The organism is Xanthomonas sp. SI (assembly GCF_014236855.1).
Taxonomy (GTDB): domain Bacteria; phylum Pseudomonadota; class Gammaproteobacteria; order Xanthomonadales; family Xanthomonadaceae; genus Xanthomonas_A.
On record NZ_CP051261.1, the window covers coordinates 4,363,746 to 4,375,860 of the forward strand.

At 69.9% G+C, this 12,115-nt stretch carries 11 protein-coding genes, 1 pseudogene and 1 riboswitch; of the genes and pseudogenes, 8 read left to right on the plus strand and 4 right to left on the minus strand.

Annotated features, from left to right (window positions below; genetic code table 11):
- Positions 1–259 precede the first annotated feature (259 nt).
- From HEP75_RS18445 to HEP75_RS18455, 3 genes and pseudogenes are all read left to right on the plus strand, one after another.
- A pseudogene (locus tag HEP75_RS18445) lies at positions 260–1,570 on the plus strand (DEAD/DEAH box helicase); the annotation flags it as partial.
- A 179-nt stretch (positions 1,571–1,749) separates the two neighbouring features.
- The gene (queD, locus tag HEP75_RS18450) at positions 1,750–2,109 is read left to right on the plus strand and encodes a 6-carboxytetrahydropterin synthase QueD (RefSeq protein WP_185814027.1); all 360 of its coding nucleotides are present in this window, start codon (positions 1,750–1,752) and stop codon (positions 2,107–2,109) included.
- A gap of 280 nt (positions 2,110–2,389) precedes the next feature.
- Positions 2,390–2,761 carry a phasin family protein gene (locus HEP75_RS18455; protein ID WP_185824479.1) on the plus strand — a complete coding sequence of 124 codons (372 nt, stop codon included), beginning with the start codon at positions 2,390–2,392 and terminating at the stop codon, positions 2,759–2,761.
- Positions 2,762–3,062: 301 nt separating this feature from the next.
- On the opposite strand, the gene bioD is transcribed toward HEP75_RS18455, so the two are convergent.
- The gene (bioD, locus tag HEP75_RS18460; protein ID WP_185824480.1) at positions 3,063–3,743 is read right to left on the minus strand and encodes a dethiobiotin synthase; all 681 of its coding nucleotides are present in this window, start codon (positions 3,741–3,743) and stop codon (positions 3,063–3,065) included.
- A 183-nt stretch (positions 3,744–3,926) separates the two neighbouring features.
- On the opposite strand from bioD, the gene HEP75_RS18465 reads away from it, so the two are divergent.
- From HEP75_RS18465 to btuB, 3 genes are all read left to right on the plus strand, one after another.
- Complete coding sequence (locus HEP75_RS18465) at positions 3,927–4,409, plus strand: GAF domain-containing protein (RefSeq protein ID WP_185814030.1); 483 nt, start codon at positions 3,927–3,929, stop codon at positions 4,407–4,409.
- A complete protein-coding gene (locus HEP75_RS18470) occupies positions 4,406–4,825 on the plus strand; it encodes a TfoX/Sxy family protein (RefSeq protein WP_185824481.1) in 420 nt (139 codons plus the stop codon). Before HEP75_RS18465 ends, HEP75_RS18470 begins: the two co-directional genes overlap by 4 nt.
- 26 nt (positions 4,826–4,851) lie before the next feature.
- Positions 4,852–5,069, plus strand: a riboswitch (cobalamin riboswitch).
- Positions 5,070–5,178: 109 nt separating this feature from the next.
- Complete coding sequence (gene btuB, locus HEP75_RS18475) at positions 5,179–7,050, plus strand: TonB-dependent vitamin B12 receptor (protein WP_185824482.1); 1,872 nt, start codon at positions 5,179–5,181, stop codon at positions 7,048–7,050.
- A gap of 450 nt (positions 7,051–7,500) precedes the next feature.
- On the opposite strand, the gene gph is transcribed toward btuB, so the two are convergent.
- Positions 7,501–8,154, minus strand: a complete 654-nt coding sequence (gene gph / locus HEP75_RS18480; RefSeq protein WP_185824483.1) for a phosphoglycolate phosphatase — start codon at positions 8,152–8,154, stop codon at positions 7,501–7,503.
- 44 nt (positions 8,155–8,198) lie between these two features.
- Positions 8,199–9,101, minus strand: coding sequence for a LysR family transcriptional regulator (locus tag HEP75_RS18485; RefSeq protein WP_185824484.1), 903 nt, complete (start codon positions 9,099–9,101; stop codon positions 8,199–8,201).
- 103 nt (positions 9,102–9,204) lie between these two features.
- Here HEP75_RS18485 and HEP75_RS18490 point away from each other — a divergent pair, with 103 nt between their 5' ends.
- Both HEP75_RS18490 and HEP75_RS18495 read left to right on the plus strand, forming a co-directional pair.
- Positions 9,205–9,840, plus strand: coding sequence for an NAD(P)H-binding protein (locus HEP75_RS18490; protein WP_185814035.1), 636 nt, complete (start codon positions 9,205–9,207; stop codon positions 9,838–9,840).
- 141 nt (positions 9,841–9,981) lie between these two features.
- Positions 9,982–10,923, plus strand: a complete 942-nt coding sequence (locus HEP75_RS18495) for an MBL fold metallo-hydrolase (RefSeq protein ID WP_185824485.1) — start codon at positions 9,982–9,984, stop codon at positions 10,921–10,923.
- 78 nt (positions 10,924–11,001) lie between these two features.
- On the opposite strand, the gene dinB is transcribed toward HEP75_RS18495, so the two are convergent.
- Positions 11,002–12,063, minus strand: coding sequence for a DNA polymerase IV (dinB, locus tag HEP75_RS18500; protein ID WP_185824486.1), 1,062 nt, complete (start codon positions 12,061–12,063; stop codon positions 11,002–11,004).
- Positions 12,064–12,115: the final 52 nt, after the last annotated feature.

The following is a 12,115-nucleotide window of genomic DNA, read 5'->3' on the forward strand; positions in this document are numbered from 1 at the left end:
CAATTCAGCGTAGACTGGCCAGGTCTGCATGCGGCCGTCCGTTTCCCTTAGGGATCGCCGGCGAGGCCAGGATCGTTCCGATCCGCTCGCCCGCCCCGCCCGACGCCTTTCGTGGTGCCGACAAACCCGAGCGCTGTTCTGCTCCGGGTTGATCCACCCTCTCGCAGCGCGGTTCACGGGAACGCTCCGAGCCTCACCCTACTTGCGTCTGCACTCCGGGCACGTCCCGGCGACGGCGCGTTATCCGGAGCTTTCCTCGATGTCTTTCGAATCCCTGGGCCTGGCGCCCTTCCTGCTGCGTGCGTTGGCCGAGCAGGGCTATGAAACCCCCACCCCGATCCAGTTGCAGGCGATTCCGCTGGCGCTGGCCGGCCACGACCTGATGGCCGGCGCGCAGACCGGTACCGGCAAGACCGCCGCGTTCGGCCTGCCGCTGCTGCAGCACCTGGGCACCTCGCCGCAGCCGGTCGGCAATGGCGCACGCAAGCCGCGCGCGCTGATCCTGACCCCGACCCGCGAGCTGGCCACCCAGGTGCACGACAGCCTGCGCGGCTACAGCAAGTACCTGCGCATTCCCAGCACCACCATCTACGGCGGCGTCGGCATGGGCAACCAGCTCGACGCGCTGCGTCGCGGCGTGGACCTGCTGATCGCCTGCCCGGGCCGCCTGCTCGATCACCTCGAGCGCCGCAGCGTGGACCTGTCGGGCATCGAAATCCTGGTGCTGGACGAAGCCGACCGCATGCTCGACATGGGCTTCCTGCCCTCGATCAAGCGCATCCTGGCCAAGCTGCCCAAGCAGAACCGGCAGACCCTGCTGTTCTCGGCCACCTTCGAGGAAGGCATCAAGCAGCTGGCCCGCGAGTTCATGCACAACCCGCAGGAAATCCAGGCCACGCCGAGCAACACCGTCGCCGACACCATCACCCACCGCGTGCACCCGGTCGACGGCACCCGCAAGCGCGAGCTGCTGCTGCACCTGCTGGCCGCCGATTCGCGCATGCAGACGCTGGTGTTCGCGCGCACCAAGCACGGCGCCGACAAGCTGACCATGTTCCTGGACAAGTCCGGGCTGAAGACCGCCGCGATCCACGGCAACAAGAGCCAGGGCCAGCGCCTGCGCGCGCTGAGCGACTTCAAGGCCGGCCGCATCACCGTGCTGGTGGCGACCGACATCGCCGCGCGCGGCATCGACATCGACCAGCTGCCGAAGGTCATCAACTACGACCTGCCGATGGTCGCCGAGGACTACGTGCACCGGATCGGCCGCACCGGCCGCAACGGCTCGCAGGGCGAGGCGGTGTCGCTGGTGGCGCAGGACGAGGCCAAGCTGCTGCGTGCGATCTCGCGCATGCTCAAGCGCGAGATGGACATCCGCGACGTGCCGGGCTTCGAGCCGTCCACGCCGATCCGCTGGGGCAACAACAATCCGGCCGACGAGCGTCCGGGCGGCCAGCGTCCGCCGCGCAAGAGCACCCACGCGCGCCGTCCGCACGGCGATGCGCCGCGCCCGCACGCGCATGCCGGGGCCAAGCCGGCCGGCGGCACCCAGCCGGGCGGCGCACGCCGCCAGGGCGAGCGTCGTCGCAGCGGCGGCCAGCCCAGCGCCGCGCGCTGAGCGCAGCCGACCGCAGTACCACGAACGCCGCCTTCGGGCGGCGTTCGTGTTTTCGCGACGCACCGTTATCGCGAAACCGCAGCAGTGCTGGCGATCCGCCGGCCACTTCCCCCGCCACCTACAATGACGCCATGGATATCTTCAAGAGTTTTACCCTCGAGGCAGCGCACCGCCTGCCCAACGTCCCGCCCGGCCACAAGTGCGCGCGGCTGCACGGGCATTCGTTCCGGATCGAGCTGCACGTCAGCGGCGAACCCGGCGCCGACACCGGCTGGGTCATGGACTTCGGCGACATCAAGGCCGCGTTCCGCCCGCTCTACGACCGCCTCGACCACCACTACCTCAACGACATCGAGGGACTGGAGAACCCGACCAGCGAACGCCTGGCTATGTGGATATGGGAGCAGCTCAAGCCTGCATTGCCGCTGCTGAGCGAGGTGGTGGTGCACGAGACGTGCACTTCTGGGTGCCGGTATCGCGGGCCGGCTTGAGGCAGGGATTCGGGATGGGGGATTCGCAAGGGCGGCATGGCGGCGACTGACCGGTGCGGATGGATGGATGGCCCCGTTCCGGGGTGCCCGCCTCAGCGCAACCGGCGTCCGCGCGGTGCCTGCGCAGGCCAGATCAGCGCCAGGCAGATCGTCTCCAACTCATTGATCCGAAAGAAAGTTTGAACGAAGCCTGAGCGGCTTCAGAAAATAATGTTGCATTGCAGCAGAATGCGCGTATGTTGCACTGCAACAGCAATCGGCATTCCCTTGGAGTCGCATGATGTCCGCTCAGTTCAACGATCAATTCAGCAGCTACACCCAGCAGTTCGCCGCCGCCGCTTCGCGCGCCAACCGCCTGGCATTGGAAAGCGCTGAGAGCGTGTTCGGCGTGCAGCTGAAGACCTTCGAGAAGAACGTCGCCGCGACCACCGGCTTCCTCGGCGAGCTCACCGAAGCGCGCGACATCGGCAGCGTGCAGTCGCTGTGGCCGAAGGGCCTGCAGATCGCCCGCGACAACTTCGAGCGGCTGGCCACGGCCAACCAGGAAATGTTCGGCCTCGGCCTGAAGACCTCCGAAGCCATCGGCCAGCTCGCCAAGAGCCAGTTCGAGGCGGCCAGCGACCAGGCCGCGCCGAAGGCCAATACCAAATAAGTCCACTGCGGCGCAGCCGCACGACTGACCAGTGGTACGCGCGGGTCCCTCCCCCCGCGCAGCCAAGACCCGGTAGATCCCTCCCTCTACCGGGTCTTTTTTATGGCCGGGATTTGGGATTCGGGATTTGGGATTCGCAAGTGCGGGCATTCCTGCGCTGCTTGCCAGGGCCTAGGGCCGAAGTTTTTCCAGTCCGGCATCCGGGCTGAAAGTCCCTCCTTCACAACAGTCCTTTCCTCGCGAAAGCGGCTACTGCGCTGCGTGGCGCTTCCGGCCAGGTGCCGGCTCAGTCCTGCGCCATCTACGCGCCCTGCCATGGGGTCAGCGACGCCGCAAGCGCTGCCGGGTCCGGCTGCGGCCGATACGGCAGCCGCCCCCAGCACGGTATCGGCAGCCGCTCCTGCAGCATGCGCATGTTGGCGTCGATGCGCTCCATCGCCGGATCGATCTCGTTGCCGATCCAGCCGATGCAGCGCAGGCCGTCGGCGGCGATCGCCGCGGCGGTGAGCCGGGCATGGTTGAGGCAGCCCAGGCGCAGGCCGACCACCAGGACTACCGGCAGCGCCAGCGCGCGCGCCAGATCGGCCTGCTCCAGGCTCGCCGACAGCGGCGCCGCCCAGCCGCCAACGCCTTCCACCACCACCACGTCGGCTTGCGCACGCAACCGCGCGAAGGCAGCGGCGATCGGCGCCAGTTCCACGCACACCCCGGCGTCGGCCGCGGCCAGTTCCGGCGCCAGCGGCAGCGGCAAGGCGTAGGGATTGAGGTCGGCATAGTCCGGGCGCGGCATGCTCGCCGCCTGCAGCGCCAGTGCATCCTCGTTGCGCCAGCCGTCCGCGCTGCGCTCGCAGCCGCTGGCGACCGGCTTCATGCCCACCGCGGCCTGCCCGCGCGCGCGCAGCGCGTGCAGCAACGCGGTGCTGGCGACGGTCTTGCCGATGCCGGTATCGGTGCCGGTGACGTAGAAGGCGGGAAAGCGCATCGTGGCAGGATCCTCGAGGTCGGCGCATGCGGCGCGGGCGCGCAGGATAGCTGGCGCGCCGCGTCAGCGCTGCCCGGCCTTTCGCCGGCGCGCTTGAGAATGGTGCCTCGGGATACCGCCCTGCCTCGCGCCTCGACCGGTACCGGCGCGCAGGCCGCCATCGGCCGCTGCTAGACTCGCGCGATGTTCGCTTCCTCTTCGCTCACCGGCAGCAAGCCGGAACAGTACGCCCAACTGCTCGCCCAGGCCCGCTCCCTGGTCAGCGGCGAGCCCGACCGCATCGCCAATGCCGCCAACCTGGCGGCGCTGGTGTACCACGCGCTGCCGCGGCTGAACTGGGTCGGCTTCTACCTGTACGACGGCAAGGAACTGGTGGTCGGGCCGTTCCAGGGCCTGCCCGCCTGCGTGCGCATCCCGCTGCACAAGGGCGTGTGCGGCGCCGCCGCCAGCAGCGGCCAGACCCAACGCATCGACGACGTCGAGGCCTTCCCAGGGCATATCGCCTGCGATGCGGCCTCGCGCTCGGAACTGGTGGTGCCGCTGCTGCGCGCTGGCGAGCTGATCGGCGTGTTCGACCTGGACAGCCCGGACCTGGCGCGCTTCGACGCCGACGACCAGCACGGCCTGGAAGCGATCGCCCAGGTCTTCGTCGACGCGCTGCGATGAGCACCGAAAAACTGCGCAACATCGGCCCCAAGAGCGCGGCCTGGCTGCGCCAGGTCGGCCTGCGCACGCAGGAGGACCTGGCCGCGGCCGGCGCGGTCGGCGCGTTCCTGAAGGTCAAGCGCGCCGGCTTCAAGCCCAGCCTCAACCTGCTGTATTCGCTGGAAGGGGCGCTGACCGGTTGCCATTGGCAGGAACTGCCCGAGGCGCGACGCGCGCAGCTGCTCGGCGAGCTGGAAGCCGCGGCGGCGCAGCTGCCGGCGCAGCGCGGCCTGCCGGTGGCCGGGCCGGTGGCGACCACCCATTTCGACCGCGACGGCGACCGCAGCGACACGCCGTATGCGCAGGATGCGCACGACGCATCCGACGAGCACGAACGCGACGACGATGGCCACGCCAGCGAGCGCGACGACGACTGATCCGCGCGCAACAGCGGCGATCGCGTACAATCGCGCCGCTTCAAGGTGACCTGCCGGCTCCGGCCTGCAGGTTGAAACGGGAAGCCGGTGCGTCTTGCGACAAGGCCGGCGCTGCCCCCGCAACGGTAAGCGATCCGCGCTGACGACTTGCGCCACTGTGCCTTGGGCATGGGAAGGCGTCGCAGCCGGGAGTCCGACTCCCAGATCGCCAGCCCGGAGACCGGCCTTGCAGTTCACTGGTTGCGATGCGGAGGGCGTCGCGGCGTGCCGCGCCGCGTCTGGCGCCGTCCGCTTGCACCCTCCGTTCGCGACTCCTTTGCCGTCACAGCGCGCCCGCGCGCCGGAGTTGCCCCATGTCGTTCCGCCTGCTTTCGGTCGCGATCGCGTCCGTCCTGTCCCTGCCCTCGCTGGCGCTCGCCGCCGATGCCGCCACCGATCTGGACCAGGTCCTGGTCACCGCCACCCGCACCCAGATCTCGGTCGAGGACAGCGTGGTCCCGGCGCAGGTGATCGACCGCGCCGAGATCGAGCGCAGCCAGGCCACGTCGCTGGCGCAGCTGCTGCAGGGCCGCGCCGGCATCGGCGTGTCCAACCAGGGCGGGCTGGGCAAGCTGACCACGCTGAGCCTGCGCGGCAGCGAATCGGACCACGTGCTGGTGCTGGTGGACGGCGTGCGCATCGGCTCGGCCAGCGCCGGCCTGGCCGCGTTCCAGGACCTGCCGCTGAGCCAGATCGACCGCATCGAGATCGTGCGCAGCCCGCGCTCGAGCCTGTACGGCTCCGATGCGATCGGCGGCGTGATCCAGATCTTCACCCGCCGCGGCGGCCAGGGCCTGCAGCAGAACCTGAGCCTGGGCGCCGGCAGCCACGGCCTGCGCGAGGCCAGCGCCGGTTTCAGCAACCGCGGCGAGCGCGGCTGGCTGTCGGTGCAGGGCGGCTACCAGAACAGCGACGGCATCAACGCCTGCAACGGCTCGGCCACCCTGTTCGCTGGCTGCTTCGTCGATGAGCCGGACCGCGACGGCTACCGCAACACCTCGCTCAGCGCGCGCGGCGGCTATGCGCTGAGCGACACGCTGCGCATCGAAGGCCAGGCGCTGAACATCGACAGCCGCAACGAGTACGACGGCGATGCGCTGTTCGCCGGCAACGAGGCCGACAACACCCAGCAGGTGTTCGGCGGCAAGCTCGACTGGACCCCGTCCGAGCGCGTGCATCTGGCCGCGCAGCTGGGCCGCAACACCGACCAGGCCGACAGCTACTACCACGCCGCCGGCAGCGACACGCGCAGCTTCGTCAGCACCTTCGACAGCCGCCGCGACACCGCCTCGCTGCAGGGCGACTTCGGCCTGGCCGAAGGCCACCTGCTCAGCGCCGGCGCCGACTGGCAGCGCGAGGAAGTCACCGGCACCACCGCCTTCGACGTGGACCAGCGCGACAACACCGGCGTGTTCGCCGAGTACCAGGGCCGCTTCGGCGCGCAGCAGGTGCAGGCCAGCGTGCGCAGCGACGACAACGAACAGTTCGGCCAGCACACCACCGGCAGCCTCGGCTGGGGCCTGGCGCTGGACGGCGGCTTCAAGCTCACCGCCAGCCTCGGCACCGGCTTCAAGGCGCCGACCTTCAACGACCTGTACTACCCGTTCTCCGGCAATCCGGAACTGAAGCCGGAGAAGTCCAAGAGCGGCAACCTGGGCGTGGCGCAGTACGCCGACAGCTGGAACTGGACGTTCAACGTGTACGAGACCCGGGTCGACGACCTGATCTCCTACGATGCCGCCACCTTCCTGCCGGTCAACGTGGACAAGGCGCGGATCCGCGGCGCCGAGCTGACCGGGTATGCGACGCTGGCCGGCTGGGAACTGTCGGCGCAGCTCAGCCACACCGATCCGCGCAACCGCAGCGACGGCGCCAACCGCGACAACTGGCTGGCGCGGCGCGCGCAGGACACCGCGCGACTGGACGTGGACCGCGGCTTCGGCCCGGTCAAGCTCGGCGTCACCGCGTTCGGCAGCGGCCACCGCTACGACAACGCGGCCAACAGCGTGCGCCTGGCCGGCTACGGCACGCTGGACCTGCGCGTGGAATACGCGTTCGCGGCGGACTGGACGCTGCAGGCCAAGGCCAGCAACGTGTTCGATCGCGACTACCAGACCATCAGTTGGTACAACCAGCCGGGCCGCGAATACGCGCTGACCCTGCGCTACGCGCCGGCGGCGCGCTGAGTCAGGAAGGGCTGCGCCATTCGGCGCAGCCCTCTGCACGAACACGGGTCCGCCTCCTGCAGTCTCGCCAACGCCGCTACAGCGCTTGGTGGTCGTGAACGCAACTTCCTCGATGCGCACGTGACAGTTAACGCGATGGTGTGGGAGCGACTTCAGTCGCGATTGGCGCTACCGACAAGGCCCGTCGCGACCGAAGTCGCTCCCACAATTTTTTGTGCCTGCAGTTGCATGAAGAATGCTGTGGCGATGCCAGATCGGCCACGCCGACGACCGCACCCCCAATGTCGGTAATTCGCATGCCGTGCGTCGGCGTACGAGTGCAGAGGCTGCGCGCCCCTGTAGGAGCGGCTTCAGCCGCGACAGAACGTATCGGTAAAGCCCGGTCGCGGCTGAAGCCGCTCCTACTCGACAGTCAGCTCGATTGCAGCGGCACGCGTGCAATGACCCGCATCACCCCAGCGCCAGCAACTCGCGCATGTCGTCCATCAGCAGCACCACGTCGGCGGTGGCCAGGTCCAGGTCGCGCGGATAGCCGTAGCGCACCAGTGCGGCCGGCATGCCGGCGGCGTGCGCGGCCTGCAGGTCGGTGCCGGAATCGCCGACCATCAAGCAGTGCGCCGGCGGCTGCGCGAACTGCTGCGCCAGGTGCAGCAGCGGCAGCGGGCTGGGCTTGCGCTCGGGCAGGCTGTCGCCGCCGAGCGCCGCGGCGAACGCATCGGCCACGCCGAGATGGCGCAGCAGCGGCAGAACGAACGCCGACGGCTTGTTGGTGCACAGCGCCAGGGTGACGCCGCGCGTGCGCAACTGCGCCAACGCCTCGGCAACGCCCGGATACAGGCGCGGGCTGCGCAGCAGGCATTCCTCGTAGTGGCGCATGAAGGTCGGCATCACCGCGTCGATCGGGGTGGCGTCGTGCGCATGCCGCCACGCGGCTTCGACCAGCTTGCGCACGCCCTCGCCGATCCAGCCAAGCACGGTAGCTTCGGGCACGCGCGCCAGGCCGAACTCGGCCAACGTGCGATTGAGCGCTTCGGCGATATCGGCGCCGCTGTCCACCAGTGTGCCGTCCAGATCGAACACCACCAGCGCGTACGGAAATGTCATGTCGTTCCTGGATGCGAAAGCAGCGCCCATTGTAGGCGCCGCGCTCAGTCGCGATCCCAGTACGGCACTTCGCCGAAACGCGCGACCAGGAAATCCAGGAACGCGCGCACGATCGTCGGCTGCTGCCGGCGCGATGCGTACACGCCGAAGATGTCCATCGTGTCCAGGTCGTGGTCGGGCAGCACGCGCTGCAATTCGCCGCTGCGCAGCAACGCCGCGGCCTGGTAGGTCGGCAGCATGGCGATGCCGGCGCCGGCGCGCACCGCCTCCAGCAGCACAGTGGCTTCGTTGGCGGTGAAGTTGCCGCTCACCGCCACCGACACCGGTTCGCCGCGGTAGCGCAGCGGCCATTCGTGCTTGCCCACGTAGTGGTGGCCCAGGCAGTTGTGCGCGACCAGGTCGGCGGCGCTGTGCGGTGCGCCTTGCCGCTGCAGATAGGCCGGCGCCGCGCATAGCACCGAGCGGCACACGCTCAGGCGCCGCGCGATCAGCCCGGGGTCGACGCGATGGGAAATGCGCACCGCCAGGTCGATGCGTTCCTCGACCAGGTTGACCGTGCGGTCGGCCAGCAGCATGTCCACCCGCGCCTGCGGGTAGCGGGTCACGAACTCGGCCGCCGCCGCGGCCAGATGCGCCTGCCCGAACGAGGCCGAGGCGGTGACGCGCAGCTGTCCGTGCGGCTCCGGGTCGTCGCTGGCCAGCTCGTCGCGCAGCGAGGCGCCGATCGCCAGCATCGGCCGGAACCGCGCCAGCGCGGTCTCGCCGGCGCCGGTCAGGGTCACCCGCCGCGTGGTCCGGTGCAGCAGGCGCGCGCCGAGCCAGCGCTCCAGTTCGGCCAGATGCCGCGAGACCATCGCCCGCGACAGGTCCAGCGCCTCGGCGGCCGCGGTGAGGCTGCCGCGCTCGGCGACCTCGACGAATACCGCAATCGCGGTCAGACGGTCCATTTGATCGTTCCATGCAACAAATTGGCGACTTATACGCTGTTTATCGTGCTAATTGCCAGGACTAGGCTGTGCGCATCCCGTCCACCCTCCCCGGAGAACCTCAATGCACATCGCCCTGTTCGGCGCCACCGGCAATATCGGCCGCCATATCGCCCAGGAAGCCCTGCGCCGCGGCCACGCGGTCACCGCCCTGGTCCGCCGCACGCAACCGCTGCCGCCGGAACTGGACGGCGCCAGCATCGTGCTCGCGTCGCTGGACGACCGCGCCGCCCTCGCCGCCGCGGTGCGCGGCCACGACGTGCTGGCCAGCGCCTACGGCCCCAGCGCCGCGGCCGCCGACACCATTCCGGCCGTCGCCCAGGCGCTGATCGAGGTCGCCCGCGACGCCGGCGTGCAGCGCCTGCTGGTGGTCGGCGGCGCCGGCAGCCTGGAAGTGGCGCCGGGCGTGCAGCTGGTGGACACGCCGAACTTCCCCGACGCCTACAAGCCCTACGCGCTGGCGCACCGTGCCGCCCTGCAGCACTTCCATGCCGCCGCCGACCTGGACTGGACCTTCTACGCGCCGGCCGCGGAAATCGGCCCGGGCGCCAAGCGCGGCGGCGTGCGCACCCAGGCCACCGCGCTGCTCAGCGATGCGCAGGGCCGTAGCGCGATCAGCTATGCCGACTACGCCAGCGCCTTCGTCGACGAGATCGAGCGCCCGCAGTACCTGCGCCAGATCGCCACTGCCGCGTACTGAGCGCAACGCCGGGCAGGCGGTTGCGGGCGTGCATGGCAGCGCGCGCAGTCGCCCTCCCCCGCCGCGGCCACTGCACGGTCGCGGCCCGATTGCCTCACGCCATGCCGATGCATGGCCTCGCCTTCTCCGATGGAGTTCCGCATGCCTAGCCTTTCGTTGTCGCGCCTGAGCGCCGCGCTGATCCTTGCCCTCGGTCTCGCCGGCGCGGCGCATGCCGCCACCGGCACCGCCGCCCACGCCGCGGCTGCCACCGCCACCGCGGCACAGCCGGCCGCCGCGCCGCTGCAGGTGCAGGTCTACCACCCGGACGCGAACGCGATCTTCGGCGTCGCCTCGGTGCTGGTCAGCGGCGCCAAGGACGCGATCCTGGTCGACGCGCAGTTCTCCGCGGCCGATGCGCGCGCCCTGGTCGCGCAGATCCGCGCCTGCGGCAAGCGCCTGACCACGATCTACATCAGCCACGGCGATCCGGACTACTACTTCGGCCTGGACGTGCTGACCCAGGCGTTCCCGCAGGCCAAGGTACTAGCCAGCCCGGCGACCGTCGCGCACATCCGCCAGACCCAGGCGCAGAAGCTGCAGGTGTGGGCGCCGAAGCTGGGCGCCGACGCGCCGCAGCGCATCGTGCTGCCGCAGCCGCTGCACGGCGACCGCCTGCTGCTGGAAGGCCGCGAACTGCAGATCGTCGGCCTGGACGGCGCGAGCCCGGACCGGACCTTCGTGTGGATTCCGTCGATCAAGACCGTGCTCGGCGGGATCCCGGTGATGGCCGGCGAACACGTGTGGATGGCCGATACGCAGACCCCGGCGTCGCATGCGCAGTGGCTGGCCACGCTGCAACGGATCCAGGCGCTGCAGCCGCAGCGGGTGATTCCCGGACACTTCGTGCCCGGCGCGGCGCAGGACCTGGCCGCGGTGCGTTTCACCGCCGACTACATCCGCGCCTTCGACGAGGAAACCGCCAAGGCCAAGGATGCGGCCGCGCTGGTCGCGGCGATGCAGCAACGCTATCCGCAGCTGGGCGGCGTGGACTCGCTGCAGCTCAGCGCGAAGGTCGCCAAGGGCGAAATGCGCTGGCCCTGAGCCGGCGCAATGCGTTGGCCATGAGCGAACTGCCGGCGCGCGCGGCGGTGCATACGACCGCCGGCGCCGGCAAGCGGCTCAACGGAACAGCCGACCTTGCGCCTGCCCGGGCTCGCGCTCGTGGAAACCGGCCAGCCCCACGCCGACCAGGCGGTAGCGCGTGGACGCGGGCAAGTCGACGCGCTGGCGCAAGGCCAGCGCGATGTCGGTCAGCACCTGCAGCGATTCCGGCGGTTGCTCCGGGGTGAAGCTGCGGGTCAGGATGCGGAACTGCGCGGTCTTCAGCTTCAGCACCACGGTGCGCGCGACGCGCTCGGTGCGGCGGGTCGCGTTCCAGGTCTTTTCCGCCAGTTGCCGGATCGCCGGCTCCAGCGCGTCCAGCGCCAGGTCTTCGGCGAACGTGTCTTCCGAAGAAATCGACTGCACCTGTTGATCCGATTCCACCGGACGCTCGTCGATGCCGCGCGCGCGCTGATACAGGCGACGCCCGAAGCTGCCGAAGTGCGCTTCCAGTTCCGCTTCGCCGTGCGTGCGCAGGTCGCCGACGGTGACGATGCCCAACGCCGCCAGCTTTGCCTGCATCACCTTGCCCACGCCGTGCACCTTGCTGACCGGCAGCGGGGTCAGGAACGCTTCCACCTGGTGCGGGCGGATCACGAACTGGCCATCGGGCTTGCGCCAGTCCGAGGCGATCTTGGCCAGGAACTTGTTCGGCGCGATGCCGGCCGAGGCGGTCAGCGCGGTTTCCTCGCGGATCTGCGCGCGGATGGTCTGCGCGATCTCGGTGGCGGTGGCCAACTCCCCCTTCGGCGCGGTGACGTCGAGATAGGCCTCGTCCAGCGACAGCGGCTCGATCATGTCGGTGTGGCGCTGGAAGATCTCGCGCACCTGCCGCGACACGGCCTTGTAACGCGCGAAATCCGGCGGCACGAAGATCGCGTCCGGGCACAAGCGCTCGGCGCGCAACGCCGGCATCGCCGAGCGGATGCCGAACACGCGCGCCTCGTACGACGCGGCGCACACCACCGAACGCATGCCGCGCCAGGCCACCACCACCGGCTTGCCGCGCAATGCGGGATCGTCACGCTGCTCCACGGACGCGTAGAACGCATCCATGTCGACGTGAATGATCTTGCGCATCGGCCCTGCACCCTACGCCAGCGAACGGTAGCCGCATGATAAGCCAGGCCTG